Annotated in this window: 20 protein-coding genes; 12 read left to right on the forward strand and 8 right to left on the reverse strand. The window is 73.6% G+C overall.

The annotated features are described in order from the left end of the window. Window positions 1–12 precede the first annotated feature (12 nt). Window positions 13–504, reverse strand: coding sequence for an FBP domain-containing protein (locus ACIA5A_RS10010; RefSeq protein WP_396758895.1), 492 nt, complete (start codon window positions 502–504; stop codon window positions 13–15). Window positions 505–570: 66 nt separating this feature from the next. Between ACIA5A_RS10010 and ACIA5A_RS10015 the strand changes: the two genes are divergently transcribed. Then, a complete protein-coding gene (locus ACIA5A_RS10015; protein WP_396758898.1) occupies window positions 571–1,149 on the forward strand; it encodes a TetR/AcrR family transcriptional regulator in 579 nt (192 codons plus the stop codon). Here the strand turns inward: ACIA5A_RS10015 and ACIA5A_RS10020 are convergent. Further along, entirely contained in the window at window positions 1,146–2,084 is a 939-nt protein-coding gene (locus ACIA5A_RS10020; RefSeq protein WP_396759510.1) for a LysR family transcriptional regulator, read from the reverse strand. The two genes, ACIA5A_RS10015 and ACIA5A_RS10020, sit on opposite strands and share 4 nt — an antisense overlap. A 29-nt stretch (window positions 2,085–2,113) precedes the next feature. On the opposite strand from ACIA5A_RS10020, the gene ACIA5A_RS10025 reads away from it, so the two are divergent. From ACIA5A_RS10025 to ACIA5A_RS10050, 6 genes are all read left to right on the forward strand, one after another. Further along, window positions 2,114–2,845 carry a succinate dehydrogenase cytochrome b subunit gene (locus ACIA5A_RS10025; protein WP_396758901.1) on the forward strand — a complete coding sequence of 244 codons (732 nt, stop codon included), beginning with the start codon at window positions 2,114–2,116 and terminating at the stop codon, window positions 2,843–2,845. A 1-nt stretch (window position 2,846) separates the two neighbouring features. Then, on the forward strand, window positions 2,847–4,784 hold the full coding sequence (locus ACIA5A_RS10030) for a fumarate reductase/succinate dehydrogenase flavoprotein subunit (protein WP_396758904.1): 1,938 nt from the start codon (window positions 2,847–2,849) through the stop codon (window positions 4,782–4,784). Continuing rightward, entirely contained in the window at window positions 4,781–5,542 is a 762-nt protein-coding gene (locus tag ACIA5A_RS10035; RefSeq protein ID WP_396758907.1) for a succinate dehydrogenase/fumarate reductase iron-sulfur subunit, read from the forward strand. Before ACIA5A_RS10030 ends, ACIA5A_RS10035 begins: the two co-directional genes overlap by 4 nt. A 622-nt stretch (window positions 5,543–6,164) precedes the next feature. Then, complete coding sequence (locus ACIA5A_RS10040; protein ID WP_396758910.1) at window positions 6,165–7,349, forward strand: zinc-dependent alcohol dehydrogenase; 1,185 nt, start codon at window positions 6,165–6,167, stop codon at window positions 7,347–7,349. Beyond that, window positions 7,346–8,311 carry an SDR family NAD(P)-dependent oxidoreductase gene (locus ACIA5A_RS10045; RefSeq protein WP_396758913.1) on the forward strand — a complete coding sequence of 322 codons (966 nt, stop codon included), beginning with the start codon at window positions 7,346–7,348 and terminating at the stop codon, window positions 8,309–8,311. Before ACIA5A_RS10040 ends, ACIA5A_RS10045 begins: the two co-directional genes overlap by 4 nt. A gap of 111 nt (window positions 8,312–8,422) precedes the next feature. Continuing rightward, window positions 8,423–9,568 (forward strand): MBL fold metallo-hydrolase, encoded by a 1,146-nt coding sequence (locus ACIA5A_RS10050; RefSeq protein WP_396758916.1) that lies wholly within the window; start codon window positions 8,423–8,425, stop codon window positions 9,566–9,568. Window positions 9,569–9,592: 24 nt separating this feature from the next. Here ACIA5A_RS10050 and ACIA5A_RS10055 read toward each other — a convergent pair whose 3' ends face one another. Continuing rightward, window positions 9,593–11,104 carry a deoxyguanosinetriphosphate triphosphohydrolase family protein gene (locus ACIA5A_RS10055; protein WP_396758919.1) on the reverse strand — a complete coding sequence of 504 codons (1,512 nt, stop codon included), beginning with the start codon at window positions 11,102–11,104 and terminating at the stop codon, window positions 9,593–9,595. A gap of 62 nt (window positions 11,105–11,166) precedes the next feature. Here ACIA5A_RS10055 and ACIA5A_RS10060 point away from each other — a divergent pair, with 62 nt between their 5' ends. The 3 genes from ACIA5A_RS10060 (at window position 11,167) to ACIA5A_RS10070 (ending at window position 14,957) form a co-directional block, all read left to right on the forward strand. Beyond that, entirely contained in the window at window positions 11,167–13,653 is a 2,487-nt protein-coding gene (locus ACIA5A_RS10060) for a Tex family protein (protein WP_396758922.1), read from the forward strand. A 143-nt stretch (window positions 13,654–13,796) separates the two neighbouring features. Next, window positions 13,797–14,480, forward strand: coding sequence for an acetyltransferase (locus ACIA5A_RS10065; protein WP_396758925.1), 684 nt, complete (start codon window positions 13,797–13,799; stop codon window positions 14,478–14,480). Between the two features lie 42 nt (window positions 14,481–14,522). Continuing rightward, complete coding sequence (locus ACIA5A_RS10070; RefSeq protein ID WP_396758928.1) at window positions 14,523–14,957, forward strand: hypothetical protein; 435 nt, start codon at window positions 14,523–14,525, stop codon at window positions 14,955–14,957. Here the strand turns inward: ACIA5A_RS10070 and ACIA5A_RS10075 are convergent. Then, on the reverse strand, window positions 14,920–15,930 hold the full coding sequence (locus tag ACIA5A_RS10075) for a DUF389 domain-containing protein (protein WP_396758931.1): 1,011 nt from the start codon (window positions 15,928–15,930) through the stop codon (window positions 14,920–14,922). The genes ACIA5A_RS10070 and ACIA5A_RS10075 overlap by 38 nt on opposite strands. A gap of 198 nt (window positions 15,931–16,128) precedes the next feature. On the opposite strand from ACIA5A_RS10075, the gene ACIA5A_RS10080 reads away from it, so the two are divergent. Together ACIA5A_RS10080 and ACIA5A_RS10085 are read left to right on the forward strand one after the other, a co-directional pair. Further along, a complete protein-coding gene (locus tag ACIA5A_RS10080) occupies window positions 16,129–16,812 on the forward strand; it encodes a sugar transferase (RefSeq protein WP_396758934.1) in 684 nt (227 codons plus the stop codon). Between the two features lie 43 nt (window positions 16,813–16,855). Further along, window positions 16,856–17,986 carry a DegT/DnrJ/EryC1/StrS family aminotransferase gene (locus ACIA5A_RS10085; protein ID WP_396758937.1) on the forward strand — a complete coding sequence of 377 codons (1,131 nt, stop codon included), beginning with the start codon at window positions 16,856–16,858 and terminating at the stop codon, window positions 17,984–17,986. Between the two features lie 4 nt (window positions 17,987–17,990). On the opposite strand, the gene ACIA5A_RS10090 is transcribed toward ACIA5A_RS10085, so the two are convergent. From ACIA5A_RS10090 to ACIA5A_RS10105, 4 genes are all read right to left on the reverse strand, one after another. After that, window positions 17,991–19,220: a glycosyltransferase family 4 protein gene (locus tag ACIA5A_RS10090; protein ID WP_396758940.1), complete on the reverse strand. Its 1,230-nt coding sequence runs from the start codon at window positions 19,218–19,220 to the stop codon at window positions 17,991–17,993. Further along, the gene (locus tag ACIA5A_RS10095; RefSeq protein WP_396758943.1) at window positions 19,217–20,341 is read right to left on the reverse strand and encodes an NAD-dependent epimerase/dehydratase family protein; all 1,125 of its coding nucleotides are present in this window, start codon (window positions 20,339–20,341) and stop codon (window positions 19,217–19,219) included. The genes ACIA5A_RS10090 and ACIA5A_RS10095 overlap by 4 nt, the downstream gene beginning before the upstream one ends. Beyond that, window positions 20,338–21,375, reverse strand: a complete 1,038-nt coding sequence (locus tag ACIA5A_RS10100) for a polysaccharide biosynthesis protein (RefSeq protein ID WP_396758946.1) — start codon at window positions 21,373–21,375, stop codon at window positions 20,338–20,340. The genes ACIA5A_RS10095 and ACIA5A_RS10100 overlap by 4 nt, the downstream gene beginning before the upstream one ends. A 119-nt stretch (window positions 21,376–21,494) precedes the next feature. Next, window positions 21,495–22,388, reverse strand: coding sequence for a glycosyltransferase family 2 protein (locus ACIA5A_RS10105; protein ID WP_396758949.1), 894 nt, complete (start codon window positions 22,386–22,388; stop codon window positions 21,495–21,497). Between the last annotated feature and the right edge of the window lie 24 nt (window positions 22,389–22,412).

The following is a 22,412-nucleotide window of genomic DNA, read 5'->3' on the forward strand; positions in this document are numbered from 1 at the left end:
CCGCCAGGGGCGTCAGGTCGTCACGCGGGTGATGAAGGCGGTGAGGTGCTCCGTGGTGCGGGCGATCTTCTCGTCCAGGGTCAGGGACTCGGGGAGGCGGGCGCCGGGGCCGGCGTCCTTGCGACCCCGCACGTAGAGGGAGCAGGCGAGGTCGTCGCAGAGGTAGATGCCCACCGAGTTGCCCTGCTGCCCGGCCTTGCCCGCCTTGCGCGCGACCATCAGGCTGACGCCGCCGGCCGGGTTGGTCAGGCACACCGAGCACATGTTGCGGCGACGCAGCCCGGGTCCCGGGCTGGGGCGGCGCAGGGCCAGGCCGGTCGGGCGGCCGTCCAGGACGGTGACGAGGTAGGCGCGGTCGAGCGCCTGCGGATCTCGCCAGCCGAGGAAGTCGAGGTCGTCCCAGGGGCGGGCACCCAGGTCGCGTGGGACGTGCAGCCGCTTCGCCTCGCCCTTGGTGCAGTTCACGAAGGCGGCACGGATCTGGGGTTCGGTCAACGGGGTCATACACCCGAGGGTAATTTTCCTAAAGGGTTTAGGCAAAGGCATAATAGGATTGGTGAGAGGAGACTCATGGCTCGTGCGGGACTCAACCGGGAGCGCCTGATCCAGGCCGGGGCGGAGCTGGCCGACGAGGCCGGGTTCGACCAGGTGACCGTCTCCGCGCTGGCCAGGCGGTTCGGCGTCACGGTCGCCAGCCTCTACTCCCACGTGCGCAACTCCCAGGACCTGCGGACCGGGATCGCGCTGCTCGCGCTCGGCGAACTCGCCGACCGGGCCGCCGACGCGCTCGCGGGGCGGGCCGGCAAGGAGGCGCTCACCGCGTTCGCGAACGTCTACCGCGACTACGCCCACCGGCACCCGGGCCGCTGGGCCGCGGCCCAGTCGCGGCTCGACCCGCAGACCGCCGCCGGCAGCGCCGGCTTCCGGCACTCGACGATGATGCGGGCGATCCTGCGCGGCTACCACCTGCCCGAGCCGGACGAGACGCACGCCGTCCGGCTGCTCGGCAGCGTCTTCCAGGGTTTCGTCGGCCTGGAGCTGGGAGGCGGCTTCGACCACAGCCCGCCCGCCCCGCCGGAGAGCTGGGAGCGGGTCCTGGACGCCGTCGACGCCCTGTTGCGCAACTGGCCGGCGGCCGACGCCGGCTAGGCCAGCGGCTCCACGCCGGCCGGGAGCCGGTCGGCGGCGGTGGCGTCGTGGACGTACTCCAGGAGGATGCGGCGCAGCTCGCGGCCGGCGTGGGTGGGCACCACGTCGCGGCGGCGGGCCACCGCGATGGTCCGGCGTACGCCCGGCGGGACCAGGCGGGTGACCCGGATGCCGGCCCGGCGGGCCACCACGATGCCGGGCACCAGGGCGACGCCGAGTCCCGCCTCGACGAAGCTGAGCACGGCGTCCATCTCTCCGCCGTCGACCGACAACGTCGGCTCGAAGCCGGCCGCCCGGCACGCCTGGAGCGTGGCGTCGCGCAGGTCGTAGCCCTCGCGGAACATCACCAGCGGCTGGTCGCGCAGGTCGGTGATGCGCATCTCGCCTTCGGGCGAGACGCCCGGAAGCGGGTCCACCGAGGCGACCACCAGGCTCTCGGCGAGGATCGGGTCGACGCGCAGCCCCGGGTCGGCGCCGCCGGACGGCATGATCACCAGCGCCAGGTCCAGGTCGCCGCGGAGCAGGTCGCGGACCAGGTCCTGGGAGCCGCCCTCCTCGACCCGCAGGTCGACGGTGGGGTGGGCGTCGCGGAAGCGGCGCAGCACCGGGGGCGCCAGCGAGGTGGCCAGGCTGGGCGTGGCGCCGAGCCGGACCCGGCCGCGGCGCAGCCCGACAAGCTCCTGCACCTCGCGGGTGGCGGTGTCCACGTCGGCGAGGATCCGCTTGGCCAGCGGCAGCAGCACCTCGCCGGCCGCGGTGAGCGCGATGTTGCCCCTTACCCGCTCGAACAGCGGTGCCCCGAGGTCGGCCTCCAGCGCGTGAATTTGCTTACTCAACGACGGCTGGGTTATGCCGACGACATCGGCCGCCTGGGTGAAATGTCGTACTTCTGCGACCGCGACGAAGTACCGGAGCTGATGGAGCTGCATCTCTATAGCCTACGGCTATCAAGACTGTGATTTCGATGCATTGGACGCCTGATCGAACTGCTCCTAGCGTCGGTCATGTGGTAATCACGAAAACTCGGTCGCCCATCCGCTCGAACGTCGGCCTGAAGGCCGTCATGGCGGTGACGGGCATCCTCCTGGTGCTGTTCCTGATCGTGCACATGCTCGGGAACCTGAAGATCTTCACGGGCGAGACGTCGTTCGACCACTACGCGCACTGGCTGCGGGACCTCGGCACGCCGCTGCTGCCGACCACCTGGTACCTGTGGATCCAGCGCGCCGTGCTCACCGTGGCGGTGCTGGCCCACATCGGCGCGGCCGTCGTGCTCGCCACGCGCGCCCGCGCCGCCCGCCCGGTGGCGTACGCGCACCGCCGCAAGATCCACGTGAACTACGCGGCCCGCACCATGCGCTGGGGTGGTGTGATCATCCTGCTCTTCGTGATCTACCACATCCTGGACCTGACCACCGGTCACCTGAACCCGCAGGGCGACTCGGCCAACCCCTACGGCAACGTGGTCGCCGACTTCGCCCCGGAGCGCTGGTACGTCACCCTCTTCTACACGCTCGCCATCGTGACCCTCGGCTTCCACCTGCGGCACGGCGCGTTCAGCGCGTTCCGCAGCCTCGGCCAGCAGACGCCGAAGGGCGAGCGACGGGCCCGTGCCGCCGCGCTCGTCTTCGCCGTGGTGCTCTGCGCCGGCTACCTGGTGGTCCCGTTCGCCGTACTCACCGGATTGGTGGCCTGACATGGATCTCTACACCGAGGGCGACCCGATCGCCGACACCCGGGCCCCGGACGGCCCGGTCGAGACCCGGTGGGACCGGCACCGCTTCGAGATGAAGCTGGTCAACCCGGCCAACCGCCGCAAGCTCACCGTGATCGTGGTCGGCACCGGCCTGGCCGGCGGCTCCGCCGCCGCGACCCTGGCCGAGCAGGGCTACCACGTGAAGTCCTACTGCTACCAGGACAGCCCGCGCCGGGCCCACTCGATCGCCGCCCAGGGCGGCATCAACGCCGCCAAGAACTACCGCAACGACGGCGACTCGGTGCACCGCCTCTTCTACGACACGGTCAAGGGCGGCGACTTCCGCTCCCGCGAGTCGAACGTGCACCGGCTGGCCGAGGTGTCGGTCAACATCATCGACCAGTGCGTCGCCCAGGGCGTCCCGTTCGCCCGCGAGTACGGCGGCCTGCTCGACACCCGCTCCTTCGGCGGCGCGCAGGTGCAGCGCACCTTCTACGCCCGGGGCCAGACGGGCCAGCAGCTCCTGCTCGGCGCGTACCAGGCGTTGGAGCGGCAGATCGGCCTGGGCAACGTGGAGATGAACGCCCGCCACGAGATGCTCGAACTGGTGACGATCGACGGCCGGGCCCGCGGCATCGTGGTGCGCGACATGGTCACCGGCGAGATCAGCACCGAGATGGCGGACGCGGTCGTGCTCGCCTCCGGCGGCTACGGAAACGTCTTCTACCTCTCCACCAACGCCAAGGGTTGCAACGTCACCGCCTCCTGGCGGGCGCACCGCAAGGGCGCGTACTTCGCCAACCCCTGCTACACCCAGATCCACCCGACCTGCATCCCGGTCTCCGGCGACCACCAGTCGAAGTTGACCCTGATGAGCGAGTCGCTGCGCAACGACGGCCGGGTGTGGGTGCCGAAGGCCAAGGGCGACGACCGCGGCCCGCGGGACATCCCCGAGGACGAGCGGGACTACTACCTGGAACGGATCTACCCCTCCTTCGGCAACCTGGTCCCGCGCGACATCGCCTCCCGCGCCGCGAAGAACGTCTGCGACGAGGGACGCGGCGTCGGCCCGACCGGCCTCGGCGTCTACCTGGACTTCGCCGACGCGATCGGGCGGCTCGGCCGCAAGGCCATCGAGGCCAAGTACGGCAACCTCTTCGAGATGTACGAGCGGATCACCGGCGAGGACCCGTACCAGGTGCCGATGCGGATCTACCCTGCCGTGCACTACACGATGGGCGGGCTCTGGGTCGACTACGACCTCCAGTCGACAATCCCCGGCCTGTTCGTGATCGGTGAGGCCAACTTCTCCGACCACGGCGCGAACCGGCTGGGCGCCTCGGCGCTGATGCAGGGTCTGGCCGACGGTTACTTCGTGCTGCCCAGCACGCTCGCCAACTACCTGGCCTCGTCCGGCCCGCTGGACAAGGTCGACGCCAGCCACCCGGAGGCGGTCGCGGCCCGCACCGAGGTCGAGGAGCGGCTGCGGAAGCTGCTGGCGATCAACGGCGACCGCACGGTGGACTCGTTCCACCGCGAGCTGGGCCAGATCATGTGGGAGCACTGCGGCATGGAGCGCTCCGACGCCGGGCTGCGCAAGGCGATCGACGAGATCCGGGCGCTGCGCGAGCAGTTCTGGCAGCGGGTGCGCGTGCCGGGTGACGGCGAGGGTCTCAACCAGTCGCTGGAGAAGGCCGGCCGAGTGGCCGACTTCTTCGAGCTGGCCGAGCTGATGTGCGTCGACGCCCTGCACCGCGAGGAGTCCTGCGGCGGCCACTTCCGGGCCGAGTACCAGACCCCGGACGGCGAGGCGCAGCGCGACGACGACCGGTTCGCCTACGTGGCCGCCTGGGAGTACGCCGGCGACGGCCAGCCGGTGCTGCACAAGGAAGACCTGACCTTCGAATACGTCCACCCCTCGCAGCGGAGCTACAAGTGAACCTGACCCTGCGCATCTGGCGCCAGACCGGCCCCGAGGACAAGGGTCGGATGGTGACCTACCCGGTGCCGGACGTGTCCCCGGACATGTCCTTCCTGGAGATGCTCGACGTCCTCAACGAGCGGCTGATCCTCGACGGCGAGGAGCCGGTCGCCTTCGACCACGACTGCCGCGAGGGCATCTGCGGCACGTGCAGCCTCATGATCAACGGCGAGGCGCACGGTCCGCAGCGCGGCACCACCGCCTGCCAGCTGCACATGCGGCAGTTCTCCGACGGCGAGACGATCGACATCGAGCCCTGGCGGACCCGCGCCTTCCCGGTCGTCAAGGACCTGGTGGTGAACCGGAACGCCTTCGACAAGATCATTGCTGCCGGCGGCTACGTCACCGCGCCGACCGGCAGCGCCCCCGAGGCGCACTCCACCCCGGTGGCCAAGGAGGACGCGGACGCCGCCTTCTCCGCGGCCGCCTGCATCGGCTGCGGCGCCTGCGTGGCGGCCTGCCCGAACGGCTCCGGCATGCTGTTCACCGCCGCCAAGGTCACCCAGCTCTCGCTGCTCCCGCAGGGCCAGCCCGAGCGCTACACCCGGGTGATCGGCATGGTGGACGCGCACGACGAGGCCGGCTTCGGCGGCTGCACCAACATCGGCGAGTGCTCGTCGGCCTGCCCGAAGGGCATCCCGCTGAACACCATCGGCCGACTCAACCGGGACTACCTCAAGGCGACGACGAAGCGCGCCGGCACCCCCGGCTCCTGAGCCTTCGCCGATCGGAACCACCCGACCGCCGCGCCCCGCCGCCAGGGACGCGGCGGTCGGCCCGTCTCCGGGGTACGTGGCCCTCCCGGCTCCCGGCTCCCGGCTCCCGGCTCCCGGCTCCCGGCTCCCGGCTCCCCGGAATCTTGGTACGGACTGACCCCTGGAGGGGCCGTTTCGTACCAAGATCTCCGCTCTTTCCAAGATGCGGAAGATCGATCTCGTACCGAGGTCGGGGGAGCCATTCTCGACCGCTACAAACTTGATGACGAGAACGGATCAGGCCCTCGGACCGGTTGCGCCGCCGACGCAACACGGCGCGGACGGTTCCACCGCGCCGGCGGCAGTGGCGGAACGGCGGCGGCAGCGCGACGGGACACCGCCTGCGCATCACGAAGCGACTCGCCAGCCCGCCTGGCGCGCGAGTGGGCCGGCGGGCTGAATCACATGCGTCATCAAGTTCCTAGGCACTCTCAAGGTGCCCGCGGGCCGGCCACACCAGCATGCCGGGGGCCGAGCGGAACGGCTGCGCGGCGGCGGTGCCAAGCGGCGGCGGGAACGCCGGTTCAAGTCACTCCCCGGGGGTAGCAGTCCCATGGACGGCACCGAGGAGGGACATTCAGGCATGAAGGCACTGACCTGGCACGGCAAGCGTGACGTCCGAGTGGAGGACGTCCCGGACCCCCGGATCGAGGAGCCGACCGACGCGATCATCCGGATCACCTCGACCGCCATCTGCGGTTCCGACCTGCACCTGTACGAGGTGCTCGGGCCGTACCTCAAGCCCGGCGACGTGCTCGGGCACGAGCCGATGGGCATCGTCGAGGAGGTCGGGTCGGGGGTGACCCGGCTCAAGAAGGGCGACCGGGTGGTCATCCCGTTCAACATCTCCTGCGGGCACTGCTGGATGTGCGAGCGGCAGCTCTACGCGCAGTGCGAGACCACGCAGGTCACCGCCGAGGGCAAGGGCGCCTCGCTGTTCGGCTACACCTCGCTCTACGGCTCGGTCCCGGGCGGGCAGGCCGAGTACCTGCGCGTGCCGCAGGCCCAGTTCGGCCCGATCACGATCCCGCAGACCGGGCCGGACGAGCGCTGGCTCTACCTCTCCGACATCCTGCCCACCGCCTGGCAGGCGGTGAAGTACGCGGACACCCCGCGCGGCGGCACGCTCGCCGTGTTCGGGCTCGGCCCGGTCGGGCAGTTCTGCGCCCGGATCGGCCGGCACCTCGGCGCCGACCGGGTGATCGGGCTGGATCTGGTGCCGGAGCGGCTGGAGATGGCCCGCCGGCACGGCATCGAGGTGCTCGACGTGAGCCAGCTCGACGACGTGCCCGGCGCGCTCATCGACCTGGTCGACGGGCGCGGCCCGGACGCGGTGATCGACGCGGTCGGCATGGAGGCGCACGGCGCGCCGGTCGGCAAGATCGCGCAGGCGGCCGCCGGGCTGCTTCCGGACAAGCTGGCCCAGCCGATGATCGACGCGGCCGGCGTGGACCGGCTCGTGGTGCTGCACGCCGCGCTCAAGGCGGTCCGGCGCGGCGGCACCGTCTCCATCTCCGGGGTGTACGGCGGCGAGCAGGACCCGATGCCGCTGATGGAGATGTTCGACCGGGGCATCCAGCTACGGATGGGGCAGTGCCACGTGCGGCGCTGGGTGGACGAGATCATCCCGCTGCTGGAGGGTGACGACGACCCGCTGGGCGTCGAGGACCTGCGCACCCACCGGCTGCCGCTGGCGCAGGCGCCGCAGGCGTACGAGATGTTCCAGAAGAAGGAGGACGGCTGCGTCAAGGTCGTGCTCGCACCGTGACCCGGACGGTGGTCGTCACCGGCGCGACGAGCGGGATCGGCCGGGCGGCGGCCCGGGAGTTCGCGGGCCGCGGGGACCGGCTGGTCCTCGCGGCCCGCTCCCCCGAGACGCTGGCCGAGGTGCGCCGGGAGTGCGCCGACGCCGGCGCGGCCGAGGTCCGCACCGTGCCCACCGACGTCACCGAGCCCGGCGCGCTCGACGCCCTGGCTGCCGAGGTCGACCGGATCGACGTGTGGGTGCACACCGCGGCGGTGATGGCGTACGGGCGCTTCGAGGAGATCCCGGCGGACGTCTTCGAGCAGGTGGTCCGCACCGACCTGCTGGCCGGAGCCGGGGTGGCGCGGGTGGCGTTGCGGCGGTTCCGGGCCGCCGGCGGCGGCACGCTGATCCTCACCGGCTCGGTGCTGGGCCACATCACCGCGCCCTACATGAGCGGCTACGTGACAAGCAAGTGGGGGCTGCACGGCCTGGTGCGGGCGTTGCAGCAGGAGTCGCGGGACCTGGCCGGGGTGCACGTCTGCCTGGTCACCCCGGGCAGCGTGGACACGCCGGTCTACCAGCAGGCGGCGAACTACCTCGGGCGGATCGGTCGGCCGCCGCTGCCGATCACCACCCCGGAGCGGGTGGCCCGGGCCATCGCGGACTGCGCCGACAGGCCCCGCCGGGAGATCTCGGTGGGTCGGGTCAACCTGCTCATGCGGGTCGGCTTCACCGCGCTGCCGGCGGTCTACGACGTGCTGGTGGGGCCGCTGATGCGGGCCGGCGGGTTGACGAATCGGCCGACGCCGCCAAACCCGGGGGTCGTGTTCGAGCCGAACCCGGCCGGCGAGGCGGTGCGGGGCGGGTGGCTGCCCGACCTGGTCGGGCTGGCCCGGTCGATCGGCGACTCGGCGGGCTCGACCCTGCGACGCGGGCTACGACGATCGCTCCCGGCGGCCCGACCCGGGCCGGCCGGGGATTGACCTTCCCGCCCACGCGATCCCCGACCAGCGGCGACGGCGGGATTCGCGTGGGCGGGCGGTGGAATGCGTGGCTACCGTGTAGAGCGCGGGACACGGCGGAGGGCGGAAGCGATGCGGGAACCGGTGGAGCGGGACGTCGAACGGGCGGGCGGCGGTCGGGGGTGGCGGATCGCCGGTCTGGCCGCCGTCGCCGGGCTGGCGTGGGCGGCGCGGGACGTGCCGGCCCAGCTCGGCGGGCGACTGACCGGCGCGCGGGCGGAACGGGCCGCCCGCTCGCCCCGGTTCCGCGACGGCACGTTCCACAACCCGACCGGCACCGGCGCCACCATGGTCGCCGACCCGGGCCGCAACCTGGTCCGGGAGCTGATCTTCGGCAAGCAGAAGCGGCGGCCGGGCAGCGCGGTGCCGCTGCTGCGCCCGGCCGACGCCGCGCCTGCCGACCCGGCCCGCGAGCTGACCGTGATCTGGTACGGCCACGCCTCCACGCTTGTGGAGATCGAGGGGCACCGGGTGCTGCTCGACCCGGTGTGGAGCGACAGGTGCTCGCCGTCGGCGCTGGTCGGCCCGCGACGCCTGCACGAGCCGCCGGTCCGCCTGGACGAGCTGCCCCGGCTGGACGCCATCCTCATCTCGCACGACCACTACGACCACCTGGACATGGCCACGGTCCGCGGGCTGCTCACGCACCAGTCGGCGCCGTTCGTGGTGCCGCTCGGCGTCGGCGCCCACCTCGACCGGTGGGGCGTGCCGGCGGACCGCGTCGTGGAGCTGGACTGGTCGGAGAGCCACCGGGTCGGCGGGCTGACCCTCACCGCCACCGCCGCGCAGCACTTCTCCGGGCGCGGTCTGCGCCGCGACGGCACGCTGTGGAGCTCCTGGGTGGTCGCCGGCGCGACGCGGAAGGTCTTCTACACAGGCGACTCCGGCTACTTCGACGGCTACGCCGGCATCGGCGCCGAGCACGGCCCGTTCGACGTCACGCTGATGCAGATCGGCGCGTACGACCGGGCCTGGCCGAACATCCACATGTTCCCGGAGGAGGCGGTCGCCGCCCACCTCGACGTGCGCGGCGAGCTGCTGGTGCCGGTGCACTGGGGCACGTTCAACCTGGCCCTGCACGACTGGTCCGAGCCGGTCGACCGGCTCTGGGCCGAGGCCAAGGCCCGGGACGTCCGGCTCGCCGTGCCCCGCCCCGGCGAGCGGGTGGTCGTCGACGAGCCGCCGGCGGTGGACGGCTGGTGGCAGGCGGTCGCCTGAGCGGCGTGGTCGCCCGGGGCCCGCTCAGAGTACGAACGCGTCCGTCCACAGCGCGCCCGAGCGCCCGGACAGCGCGTCGAGCATCGCCACCGCCTGACCGTCGGTGAGCTGCGCGACGAAGTCGACGATGGCCCGCCCCCGGGCCCGGCCGATCCGGTCCGGGGTCCGTGGGTGCAGCTCCGCCTCGGCCAGCTCGACCAGGTCGTGCAGCCGGCGGGGCAGCCGGGACTCCTCCTCCGGGTCGAGCAGCCACTCCCAGAGCGCCTCGACGAGCGTGTCCAGCAGCCGGGCCTGCCCGCGCTGGTGCAGCGCCAGGTCGGGGCGGGCCAGCACGAACCGGTGGTGGACGAACTTCAGCACCTGCACCTCGTGCCACTGCGCCTTGCCGAGCAGCACGTACCCGGAGCGCACGTCCGGCTCCGGGGTCACCGTGATGGCGTCCACGAAGCGGGTGGACCAGCGGGCCGAGAACCGGGCGACGTACTGCTCCGCCTCGATCGAGCCGTCGAACGGCAGCGCCAGCAGCCCCTCCACCAGCTCCTCGCGGACGTGCTCGACGGCGGCGGCGAACGCGTCGTCGTCGGCGATCCAGCCGTCCTTGCGGTGCAACTGGCGGCGCAGCCGCTCGATCGCCGCGCCGGGGCGGCGGCCCGCCGTGTCCAACGCCGAGGCGGTGATCGAGCGCAGGTGCCCGCTCTCCCGCTGCCAGGCCATCAGCTCGGCGGCCACGGCGCCCTGCTGGAGCACCCCGACGCGATAGAAGTCCTCCACGTCGTGGATGGCGTACGCGATGTCGTCGGCAGTGTCCATCACGGACGCCTCAGGCGTCTGCTGCCAGTCCGGGATCCGGCCGGCGAACGGCTCCCGGGCCTGCCGCAGGTCGTCCACCTCGGTCCGGTAGGCGCCGAACTTCACCGACCCGCTCTCCGGGTCGTCCGGCGGCCCGGCCGCGCCCCGCGGGGCCGGGTCGAGGTGCCGCGGGTGCGGGTCGGGGTGGTCCAGCCGGGTCCACGGATACTTCAGCATCGCCGCCCGGACCGCGGCGGTCAGGTCCAGGCCGGTGGTCGCCGCGCCACGGATCTCGGTGCTGGTGACGATCCGGTACGACTGGGCGTTGCCCTCGAAGCCGTCGGGCAGCCCGAGCCGCTGCCGGGCCAGCCGGTCGAGGACCCGCTCCCCCAGGTGCCCGAACGGCGGGTGCCCGAGGTCGTGGGCGAGCGCGGCGGCCTCCACCACGTCCGGGTCGCAGCCGCCCAGCTTCTCCAGCAGGTCCCGGTGCGCCGGGTCGGCGGTCAGCCGCTCGGCGATCGCGCGGGCCACCTGCGCCACCTTGAGGCTGTGGGTGAGCCGGTTGTGCACCAGCAGCCCCGAGCCGCCCGGACTGATCACCTGGGTGACGCCGTTGAGCCTGGCGAAGAACGGCGACGAGACGATCCGGTCCCGGTCGGCCCGGAACGGGCCGGCGGCCAGGTCGCCGAGCGCCCGGGCGCTGCCTCCGAAGAGCCGCCGGGCCCGCGGATCCGCAGGTGCCTCCATGATCGCCACGCTAGCGCAGCCGGCGGCGGGCCGGGCACAGCCGGTCGGACGCGAGCGGCACAATGCAGGGCGGAACCCACCGGAGAAGGCGGATCAAGATCGTGACTCAGTCTGTGCACCAGCGGATCGCCGAGGAGCTCGGGGTCGCCGAGCGTCAGGTCCGGGCGGCCGTGGAGCTGCTCGACGGCGGCGCCACCGTGCCGTTCATCGCCCGCTACCGCAAGGAGGCCACCGGCACCCTCGACGACGCGCAGCTCCGCACGCTGGAGGAGCGGCTGCGCTACCTGCGGGAGCTGGACGAGCGGCGCGCCGCGGTGCTGGAGTCGATCCGCGGCCAGGGCAAGCTGGACGAGGCGCTGGAGGCGCAGATCCTCGCCGCCGACTCGAAGTCCCGCCTGGAGGACATCTACCTGCCCTACAAGCCGAAGCGCCGGACCCGCGCGCAGATCGCCCGCGAGGCCGGGCTGGAGCCGCTGGCCGAGACGCTGCTCGCCGACCCGGCGCAGGACCCGAGGACGGTCGCCGCCGGCTTCGTGGACGCCGACCGGGGCGTCGCCGACGCGGCCGCCGCGCTGGACGGGGCGCGGGCCGTCCTGATCGAGCGCTTCGCCGAGGACGCCGACCTGATCGGCACGCTGCGCGAGCAGATGTGGTCGCGGGGCCGGCTGGTCTCCCGGGTACGCGAGGGCCAGGAGTCCGCCGGCGCCAAGTTCGCCGACTACTTCGACTTCGCGGAGCCCTACCCGAAGCTGCCCTCGCACCGGATCCTGGCGATGTTCCGGGGCGAGAAGGAAGGCGTGCTGGAGCTGACCATGGACCCGGAGGCCGAGGGCGACGCCGACGCGGCCACCGGGCCCAGCCGCTACGAGGCGGCCGCCGCCGGCCGGTTCGGCATCACCGACCGGGGGCGGCCCGCCGACAGGTGGCTGGCCGACACGGTGCGCTGGGCCTGGCGTACCCGGATCCTCATCCACCTCGGCGCGGACCTGCGGATGCGGCTGTGGCAGGCGGCCGAGGAGGAGGCGGTGCGGGTCTTCGCCACGAACCTGCGCGACCTGCTGCTCGCCGCGCCGGCCGGCGCGCGCCCGACCATGGGCCTCGACCCGGGCCTGCGGACCGGCGTGAAGGTGGCCGTGGTCGACGCCACCGGCAAGGTGGTCGCCACCGACACCATCTATCCGCACGAGCCGCGCCGGCAGTGGGACGCGTCGCTGCACACGCTCGCCACGCTGGCCGCCGCGCACGGCGTCGAGCTGGTCGCGATCGGCAACGGCACCGCCAGCCGGGAGACCGACAGGCTGGCCGGTGACCTGATCAAGCAGCACCCGGAGCTGAGACTGACGAAGGTGGTCGTCTCCGAGGCCGGCGCGTCGGTCTACTCCGCGTCCGCGTACGCCTCGCAGGAGCTGCCCGGCCTCGACGTGTCGCTGCGCGGCGCGGTCTCGATCGCCCGCCGCCTCCAGGACCCGCTCGCCGAGCTGGTGAAGATCGACCCGCGCTCGATCGGCGTCGGGCAGTACCAGCACGACCTCTCCGAGGTGAAGCTGTCCCGCTCCCTCGACGCCGTGGTCGAGGACTGCGTCAACGGCGTCGGCGTGGACGTCAACACCGCCTCCGCGCCGCTGCTCACCCGGGTCTCCGGCATCGGCGCCGGGCTGGCCGAGAACATCGTGCTGCACCGCGACGCCAACGGGCCGTTCCGTAGCCGGTCGGAGTTGAAGAAGGTGGCGCGACTCGGGCCGAAGGCGTTCGAGCAGTGCGCCGGCTTCCTGCGCATCCCCGGCGGCGACGACCCGCTCGACTCGTCCAGCGTGCACCCCGAGGCGTACCCGGTGGTGCGCCGCATCCTCGCCTCCACCGGGCAGGACCTGCGCGCGCTGATCGGCAGGTCGGCGATCCTGCGCGGCCTGCGCGCCACCGACTTCGTGGACGACACGTTCGGCCTGCCCACGGTCACCGACATCCTGGCCGAGCTGGAGAAGCCCGGCCGCGACCCGCGACCGGAGTTCCGCACCGCGACGTTCGTCGAGGGCGTGGAGAAGATCGGCGACCTGACGCCGGGGATGGTGCTGGAGGGCGTGGTCACCAACGTGGCGGCGTTCGGCGCGTTCGTCGACGTCGGCGTGCACCAGGACGGCCTGGTGCACGTCTCGGCGATGTCGCACACGTTCGTCAAGGACCCGCGTGACGTGGTGAAGTCCGGCGACGTGGTGAAGGTGCGGGTGCTCGACGTGGACGTGCCGCGCAAGCGGATCTCGTTGACGCTGCGCCTGGACGACGACGCCGAGGCGGGCCGGGGCCGTCCGGGCCAGCGCGACGCCGGCGACCAGCGGGGCCGCGGCGGATCCGGCGCGCCGGGCGGCCGTGGCGACCAGGGCGGCCGTGGCGGGCGCGGCGACCAGGGCGGACGCGGTTCCGGCGGCCAGAGCGCGCGCGGCGACCAGGGCGGGCGCGGTTCCGGCGGCCAGCCCCGGCCGGGGCGGCGTCCCGCTCCGCAGCCGGAGAACAGCGCGATGGCGGACGCGCTGCGCCGCGCCGGGCTGACCTGATCCCACCGGGCGCGGCTCCCGGGGTGACCGGCTCACCCCGGGCGCCGGCTCGGCGACGCGCCCGTGTCCCCCCGCCGCCGGCCGGCGTTGAGTCCCACGACAGGACCGCCCCGGCGGTCGCGGCCGGCGGCGGAGGGGGCGGCGTGTCGGTGACCGGCTTCGACGGGTTCGCGCCCGGGGCGGCGCCGGTGACGTCGCTGGTGGTGGTGGGCTGCGGTGGGCACGGCCGGGAGGTGCTGACCATCGCCCGGGCGGTAGCCGAGGCCGGTGGGCCGCGGTGGCACCTCGCCGGGTTCGTCGACGACCGGCCGGCCGAGGAGAACCTGAAGCGGGTGCACCGCCTCGACGTGCCCTACCTGGGTGGCGTCGCCTGGCTGCGGGACGCGCCGCCGGAGACCCGCTACGTGATCGGGATCGGCGATCCCCGGGTCCGCCGCGCGGTCGCCGCCCGGGTCGACGGCTACGGTCGGCCGGCGGCGAGTCTCGTGCACCCGGACGCCACCATCGGCCCGGACACCCGGTACGGCCCCGGTTTCGTCGCCTTCCCCGGGGCCCGGGTGACGACGAACGTCGTCCTGGGCCGGCACGTGCACCTCAACCAGAACGCCACGGTGGGCCACGACTGCGTGTTCGCCGACTTCGTCTCGGTCAACCCGTTGGCCGCTGTCTCCGGCGACTGCCGGCTCGGCGAGGGCGTGCTGGTGGGCACCACGGCGGCGGTGCTCCAGGGGCGGCGGGTCGGGCGGGACGGCACCGTCGGCGCGGGCGCCTGCGTGGTGCGCGACGTGCCGGACGGCGTGGTGGTCAAGGGCGTGCCCGCGCGCTGACCGGCGACGGGGCGGCCGGGCGGGTCGGCGTACCCTCGGCTCGTGGGTGCGGACGACGGCGCGCAGTGGCGCGAGCGGCAACGCCGGGCGGTGCGGGCGCACGCGGCGGCCGACGCCCGGGAGCGCGCCGCGGAGCAGGCGGAGGCCGCCGAGCTGGTGGCCCGGTTCGCCGCCGAGGCGGCGCGGCGCGGACTGCGCGCCGACCGGTTGACCGCGACCGGCCACGACGGGCGCGGGCGCTACCGGACCCGGATCACCGGCTGGTACGTGGATCGGGCCCGCAGCCGGGCGGTGGACGCCGACGGCCGCTTCTATCTGCTGACCGTGCCGCCGGGCCTGCGGTCGCGGCTGCTCGGGGCCGACCCGCCGCCCAGCGCGCCGCCCCTGGTGGTCGGGCGCGGGGGCCGCGACGGCGAGTCCGTTCCGCTGGCCGTGCTGCTCAACCGGCGTCTCGAGGCGGGCGACGACTGGCGGTGAGCGGCGCCGGGGCCCGGTCGGCCCGCTGCCGGGGCACGCCGGGTCCGGCCCGCCGCGCCACCCGCCGCCACCAGAGCCGCTGCGCCACCAGGGTGAGCAGTCCGGCCAGCACGATGGCGGCCAGGTTGATCACCAGTTGCAGGGCGGAACCGGCGGCCTCGTGCCAGACGCCGTAGGCGCCGGCCACCGCCACGTTGGCGGCCGCCGGCACGGTGGTCACCGAGATCAGCACGCCCACCAGTGAGCCGGACTTCTTCGACGTCAGCGAGAGCATGCCGGCGACCCCGGCGAGCAGCCCGACCACCCAGGAGAGCGCGTCCGGGCGCCAGATGAAGTCGGTGAGCGGACGCTCGTCCAGCAGCATGTCCCGACCGACGAGGCCGGCCGCGGTGAGCGCCCAGGTGCTCAGCACGGTGGCCACCGTGGCCGCGAGGAAGCCGACCGCCAGGGCGTGCAGTGAGCGGCCGACGACGCGCGGCTGGCGGCGGAGCAGCGCCACGCTGAGCGCGGCGAGCGGGCCGAACTCGGGGCCGACCACCATCGCGCCGACGATCAGGATGGGCTGGTCGAGCAGCACGCCGATCCCGGCGATCATGGTGGCCACCACGATCAGGGCGAGGAACGTGCCGGTGAGCACCGTCTGTTCGCCGGTCTTCGCGGCGATCTCGTCCCAGACCACGGCGTCGTCACCGTGCCCGGGCGCCTCGTCGGCGGCCCGGTCGGCCGCCTCGGAGAGGGTCAGCTCGACGTCCTCGGCGGAGATCGCGCCCCGCGCGTCGACGCCCAGCTCCTGGAGACGGCGCAGGACCTCGTCCGCGCTCTCCCGCACCACGTCGCAGAGGACGAGGTCGCCCGGGGGGCGGCGGGCCGCGCCCGGGACGACGGCCAGGTGGGCCACGCCGGGGTCGGCGGTGAGCAGGTCCACCACCGCCGCCGAGCGGTCGCTCGGCGCGATGATCCGCAGGTGCAGCACGGTCTTCCCCCAGTGAGCCGCCGGTAGGTCGCGAGCACTCTACTGCCATGCCGGAACACCCGCCGGCACCCGTGTCCCCGCCGCCCCGGCGGCGGTTGAGACGGAAGAAGCTCATTAATGTCGGCATTTGCGAGACGTGCGAGCTTTGTTCCAGATACAACGGTCTTGTTCCCTGCATCCTCCGGTGGAGGTCCTACCGTGTCGTCCGACCTGCTGGATCCGGTCCATCCCGCGCCGGCGCGCCGCCCGCACCCGTACGACGGGCTGAAGCGGGTCGTCGACGTGGTGGGCGCCGCCGTCCTGCTGGTCCTGGCCGCGCCGCTGCTCCTGCTGGTCGCCGCGCTGGTGGCCGGCGGGCTGGGCCGGCCGGTGTTGTTCCGTCAACTGCGGGCCGGGCGGTACGGCCGGCCGTTCGAGCTGGTGAAGTTCCGCACCATGCACCCGCCCGACCCGCGCCGGGGCCGGACCGAGGACGGCGCCCGGCTGACGCGGCTCGGCCGCTGGTTGCGGGCCACCAGCCTGGACGAGCTGCCCACGCTGTGGAACGTGCTGCGGGGCGACATGAGCCTGGTCGGTCCCCGGCCACTGCTCTGCGAATACCTGGGGCGGTACACGCCCACCCAGTTCCGCCGGCACGAGGTGCGGCCGGGCGTCACCGGGCTCGCCCAGGTGCGCGGACGCAACGGGCTCGGCTGGGAGGAGAAGTTCGAGCACGACGTCTGGTACGTCGACCACCGCGGCCCGCGGCTGGACGTGACGATCCTGGCGGAGACCGTGCGGACGGTGCTCCGGCGCGAGGGCATCACGGCCGAGGGCGCGGCGACCGCGCCGGAATTCCTGGGCAGCCAGAGCTGGCGGGCCGAGCAGCAGACCTTGGCGTGACTCCCCCGCCGACCCACCCACCGCCCGCCGTCCGGAGGTAACCATGGCCGACCGCATCCTCTTGTCCCCGCCCGACGTGGGGCCGCTGGAGGAGTCGTACCTGATCCAGGCGCTGCGGTCGGGTTGGGTGGCGCCGACGGGCCCTCAGGTCGACGCGTTCGAACGCGCGGTGGCGGAGCGGGCCGGCCGCAGCCACGCGGTAGCGGTCGGCTCCGGCACCGCCGGCCTGCACCTGGCGCTGCTCGCCGCCGGCGCCGGCCCGCGGACCGTGGTCGTGGTGCCCACGCTCACGTTCGTGGCCACCGCCAACGCGGTCGTCTACACCGGCGCCGAGCCGGTTTTCGTGGACTCGGAGCCGGAGACCGGCAACCTGGACCCGGCGCTGCTGGCCGAGACGCTGGACCGGCTGCGGCGCGACGGCGAGCGGGTGGCCGCCGTGCTGCCGGTGGACCTGTTCGGCAGCTGCGCCGACCACACCGCGCTGTCCGCGCTCTGCGACGCGGCAGGCGTGCCGGTGGTGGAGGACGCGGCGGAGGCGCTCGGCGCCGCGCACCGGGGTCGCCCGGCCGGGTCGTTCGGGCGGGCTGCGGTCTTCTCGTTCAACGGCAACAAGATCATCACCACGTCGGGTGGGGGCATGATCGTCACGGACGACGCGGACCTGGCCGACCGCTGCCGCTACCTGTCCACCCAGGCCCGCCAGCCGGTGGCGCACTACGAGCACACCGAGATCGGTTACAACTACCGGTTGAGCAACCTGCTGGCCGCCGTCGGCAACGCCCAGATGCGCCGGCTGACCGGCATGATCGCGCGGCGGCGGCTGCTGCGCGACAGGTACGCGAAACTCTTCGCCACCGTGCCCGGGGTGCGCATCCTCGGCGACGGCGACGCCGGCAGCAACTGCTGGCTGACCGCCGTCGTCGTCGAGCCGGAGCAGGCCGGGTGGACCGCGGCCATGCTCGGCGACCACCTGGCCCGGCGTGACATCGAGACCCGGCCGGTCTGGAAGCCGATGCACCTGCAGCCGGTCTTCGCCGCGGCCCGGGGCACGATCGACGGCACCGCCGAGCGCCTCTTCGCGCACGGGCTGGTGCTGCCCAGCGGCTCCGCGCTGACCGACCCCCAGATCGACCGGCTGATCCGGGTCGTCGAGCAGTTCCTGGACCGGCACTGAGCGCTCAGCGCCGGCGCGGCAGCTTCGTCAGCATGTCCTCGATCGCGTCGACACCCACCCGGCGCGACATCCGCTCCTGGTAGAGCCGACGCGCGCGGGCGCCGGCCTCCGCCCGCTCGGCCGCGGGCATCCGCGCCGCCTCGGCGAACCGCTCGACGAGCGCCCGCCAGTCCTCCGGCGGGCAGGTCAGGCCCACCCGGGCCGCGTCGACGAGGCCGACCACGTCACCCGGCGCGGAGACCACCACCGGTCGGCCGCAGGCCAGGGCGGCCTGCACCTTCGACGGGACGGTGCCGCGCAACGCGGGCAGGTCCCGCAGCGTCACCAGTTGGAAGTCGGCGGCGGCGTAGAGGGCCGCCATCTCCTCGGGAGCCCGCCGGCCGAGGAACCGGACGTTCTCCGCGCCCAGCTCGGCCGCCAGCCTCCGGGCCGGCTCCTCCTCGGTGCCGGAACCGACCAGGACCAGGTCGACGGTGTCCGGCAGCGCCGCCGCGGCCCGTACCGCGGTCTCCACCCGCTGGAACGGTCCCATGTTGCCGGCGAACATGACGGTGCAGCGGCCCCGGTGCCCGAGCGCCGCCCGGGCCGCCGGATCGACGGGCACCGGCCGGAACAGCCGCTCGTCGGTCCAGTTCAGCACCGTCCGTACCCGCGCCGGGTCGGCGCCGCGCTCGATCACGAGCTGGGCCATCGACGGCGAGAGCACGGCGATCCCGTCCGCCGCGCGGTACGTCCGGCGCATGGCGGCGGTCAACGCCCGCTCCAGCAGCCGGCCGCGCCGGCCGGTGGGGGCCATCTCGGAGGCGGTCACCGACTCCGGCCAGATGTCCTGCACGTGCAGCAGCACCGGGGCCCGGCCGGACAGCCGCGGCAGCAGCGTGGCGGCGACCGCCGTGGGTGGCGGGTGGTAGACGTAGACCGCGTCCATCCCGGCCAGCCAGCGCGTCGCCGCCAGCGAGCTGGTGGCCGCGAAGGAGAGGTAGCTGGCGACCCGGCCCACCGCCGAGGTGTCGTGACTCGGATGGACCGGCACCCGGCGGACGGCCACCGCGCCGTGTGTCTCCCGGGTGTTCCAGCGCTGCCGGTAGCCCGGGTAGATCCGGCCGCCGGGATAGTTCGGGTGCGCGGTGAGCACCCGGACCCGGTGCCCCCGCCCGGCCAGCTCGTCGGCCAGCTCGCCGGGGATGAACGCGGGCTCGGGCGGATACCACTGCGAGACGATGCCGATCCTCACGGCGCCCCCACGCCGGCGAGCAGCGCCGGCCGACCCACCGGCTCCGGCCAGGTGTCCGGCGCGTCGGGGTCGAAGACCTCGTTGGTCCAGAAGAGCGTCAGCAGCTCGTCCGAGCCGGTGTTGACGATGTCGTGCGCCCACATGGTCGGCATGTCCACCGCCACCGGGTCGTCGCCGGTCACCGCGAACCGGACGACCTCGTCGTGCCCGACCCGCCGCAGGCCGATCTCGGCCGAGCCGCGCAGCACGCAGAAGCGCTCCACCTTGGCCAGGTGGAAGTGCTCCCCCCGGGTCACGCCTGGGCGGGTGGTGGAGCAGAACGTCTGGCCCCCGCCGCCGTGCGCCTTGACGGCCTCCACCAGTTCGCCGCGGTGGTCGGCGCGCCGGGGCAGCCGGATCGGGTGGTCGGCCGGGAAGCGGTGCGAGCGGTAGGTGTTGAACAGCCGCACCCCGTGCCGGTCGGTGAGCGGGGGGATCTCGCCCCGCCGGTACGTCGACGCGTACGCGGTCAGCCGCTCGGCGAGGTCCCGGACGCCGATCCGCAGCGGCGGCATCGTGCCGTCCCACGGGCTGCCGGGCGGCGCGTCGACGAGCGCGGCGGCGGCGTCGGTGACGTGCACCAGGTCGAGTTCCCGGTCCTGCCGGACCTCGAGCGGGGCGTCGTCGGCGAGCTGCCGGCAGAACGTCGCCACGACCGAGTTGTAGTGCGGCCGGCCGTGCTCGCCGTACAGGTTGGGCAGCCGCAGGTCCACCAGGTCCGGGCGCGCGGCGGCCAGCGTCACGGCGGCCATCGCCTTCGAGTCGCCGTACGGCGTGCCGTTGCCCGCCTGCACCGAGTTGGCGTAGACCACGGTGGCCGGCGGCGCCGCGCACCGGCGGATCGCCCGCACCAGCGCCGCGGCCAGTTCCACATTGCCGGCCGCGACGTCCGCCGGGTCGCCCCGGTTGACGCCGGCGAGGTGCAGCAGCCGGTCGGCGCCGGCCAGCCGCGCGGCGGCGGCGTCCGGGTCGGCCAGGTCGGCGCGGGTCAGCCGGACCGGCGCCGGCCAGCCCAGGGCGCGGGCCAGAACCCGGACGTGCCAGCCGAGGAAGCCGTCGCCGCCGGTGAGCGCCAGCCTCATGCCAGCACCGACTCGCGCAGCGCGAGTTCCGCCCGCACCTCGGGCAGTGAGCGGAGCGCCTCGATGATCTGCGGTACGTCGAGGCGGGGCGCGTTCGCCGAGTTGAAGTCCTGGGTGGCCACGCCGCGCGGCTCCCCCTCGGAGACGTACAGCTCGTAGTTGAGGTCGCGGGCGTCCAGTGGCACCCGGAAGAAGTCGCCGAAGTCGTCGGCCAGGAGCAGTTCCTCGCGGGTGGCCAGCGTCTCGTCCGGCTTCTCGCCGTGCCGCAGCCCGATCAGGTCGAGCTTCACCGGCGCGTCGAAGAGGTGGCAGACCGCCTCGGCCAGGTCGCCGATCGTGCACGCGGCGGCCTTGCGGATGAAGATGTCGCCGGCCCGGGCGTGCTCGAAGGCGTGCTCGACGAGGTCCACCGACTCGTCCAGGGACATCAGGAAGCGGGTCATCCGCGGGTCGGTGACGGTGGGCGCGCGGCCGGCCTTGATCTGCTCGATGAAGAGCGGGATCACCGAGCCGCGCGAGTACATCACGTTGCCGTAGCGCACGCAGCTGATGGTGGTGGCGCTGGACGGGTGGTTGCGGGCGTGTCCCTGGGCCACCTTCTCCATCAGGGCCTTGCTCATCCCCATCGCGTTGACCGGGTAGACGGCCTTGTCCGTGCTGAGCAGCACCACCGTCCGTACCCCGTTGCGCTCCGCGGCCTCGACCACGTTGGCGCTGCCGAGCACGTTGGTCCGCACCGCCTCCAGCGGGAAGAACTCGCAGGAGGGCACCTGCTTCAGGGCGGCGGCGTGGAACACGTAGTCGACGTCCCGGCAGGCCCGCATCAGCGAGGCCAGGTCCCGCACGTCGCCGAGGTGGTAGCGGACCCGCTCGTCGCCGATGGCCTGCCGCATCGCCTCCTGCTTCGCCTCGTCCCGGCTGAAGACCCGGATCTCGCCGACCTCCCGGTCGAGCAGGCGACGGACCATGGTCTGGCCGAAGGAACCGGTGCCACCGGTGATCAGCACACGGCGCCCGGCAGGGAGAACGCTCACGGATACTCCTTGTGGTAGCTCGATCGGGCGGTGCTCGACGGCCACCGGCCCTCCGGGAACAATACGGACAACGATTCGAATAATGGGTGGAAACGCGTCACCTCCGGTGGGCGTGGCCGTCACCGTCCCCGGCGGCCGGAGAAGACCTTGAAGTAGCGCGACCGGATCCGGTACAGCAGCGGGTCGGACATCGACGCCAGCGCCAACCGGTCCACCAGGGGCAGGTCCGGACCGAGCAGCAACCGGACGGTACGGCCCGCGTAGCGGGACTCCTCGGCGCGCCAGAGCTGCTCCAGCAGCCGGCGACTGGTCGCCGGCAGGTCCAGCCGGGAACTCTCCAGCAGCGCCCGGTACGCCTGGTGCCGCCGCCGGGTCGACTCGTTCATCTTCGCGAACGGCTCGGCCCGCTGGTGCGAGTTGCCCTCGTGCAACCGGTAGTGCAGCACCACGTGCGGCAGCTCGACGACCCGGCTGGCGAGCGCCTCGGCCGCGTGCCCCAGCCAGATGTCCTCCTTGGCCAGGCTCTCGTCGATGGGGAACACCAGGTCGGCGAGCGGACGCGTCATGGTGATGCTTCCCCCGGACCGGCTTGCCGCGCCGCCGCGCGGCAGCAGCATGCCGTCCCACCGCGGGTTTGCCGAGAACGTGCGCAGCTTGAAGAAGGCCACCGCCGGCTCGGTCTCCGGCACCCCGACGAACGCCTCCACCCGGTGCCGCAGCGAGTCGACCGGCACCACGTCGTCGCCGGCGAGCAGCACCACCACCTGCCCGGTCGCGGCGGCGTAGGCGCGGTTCAGGGCCCGGACGGTGCCACCGTGGTCGCCGTGCCCCACCAGCCGGATCCGCGGGTCGGCCTCGGTCGCGGCGCACACCAGCTCCCGCGTCCGGTCAATTGAGCCGTCGTCTACGAACAGCAGTTCCCAGTCCCGGTGGGACTGCGCGCGAACGCTGTCGATCATCTCCTCGATGTGCCGTTCCTCGTTGTGGACCGGCGAGAGAACCGAGATCTTCATGTCATCCTCCGAAAGTGACGCGCC

The organism is Micromonospora sp. NPDC051300 (assembly GCF_044455315.1).
Lineage (GTDB): Bacteria > Actinomycetota > Actinomycetes > Mycobacteriales > Micromonosporaceae > Micromonospora > Micromonospora robiginosa.

Excerpts from the sequence above, each read along its gene's own strand:
- ACIA5A_RS10010 (WP_396758895.1), bottom strand. The coding sequence starts at position 504 with ATGACCCCGTTGACCGAACCCCAGATCCGTGCCGCCTTCGTGAACTGC.
- ACIA5A_RS10015 (WP_396758898.1), top strand. The coding sequence starts at position 571 with ATGGCTCGTGCGGGACTCAACCGGGAGCGCCTGATCCAGGCCGGGGCG.
- ACIA5A_RS10025 (WP_396758901.1), top strand. The coding sequence starts at position 2,114 with ATGCATTGGACGCCTGATCGAACTGCTCCTAGCGTCGGTCATGTGGTA.
- ACIA5A_RS10030 (WP_396758904.1), top strand. The coding sequence starts at position 2,847 with ATGGATCTCTACACCGAGGGCGACCCGATCGCCGACACCCGGGCCCCG.
- ACIA5A_RS10040 (WP_396758910.1), top strand. The coding sequence starts at position 6,165 with ATGAAGGCACTGACCTGGCACGGCAAGCGTGACGTCCGAGTGGAGGAC.
- ACIA5A_RS10050 (WP_396758916.1), top strand. The coding sequence starts at position 8,423 with ATGCGGGAACCGGTGGAGCGGGACGTCGAACGGGCGGGCGGCGGTCGG.
- ACIA5A_RS10055 (WP_396758919.1), bottom strand. The coding sequence starts at position 11,104 with ATGGAGGCACCTGCGGATCCGCGGGCCCGGCGGCTCTTCGGAGGCAGC.
- ACIA5A_RS10060 (WP_396758922.1), top strand. The coding sequence starts at position 11,167 with ATGCAGGGCGGAACCCACCGGAGAAGGCGGATCAAGATCGTGACTCAG.
- ACIA5A_RS10085 (WP_396758937.1), top strand. The coding sequence starts at position 16,856 with ATGGCCGACCGCATCCTCTTGTCCCCGCCCGACGTGGGGCCGCTGGAG.
- ACIA5A_RS10095 (WP_396758943.1), bottom strand. The coding sequence starts at position 20,341 with ATGAGGCTGGCGCTCACCGGCGGCGACGGCTTCCTCGGCTGGCACGTC.
- ACIA5A_RS10105 (WP_396758949.1), bottom strand. The coding sequence starts at position 22,388 with ATGAAGATCTCGGTTCTCTCGCCGGTCCACAACGAGGAACGGCACATC.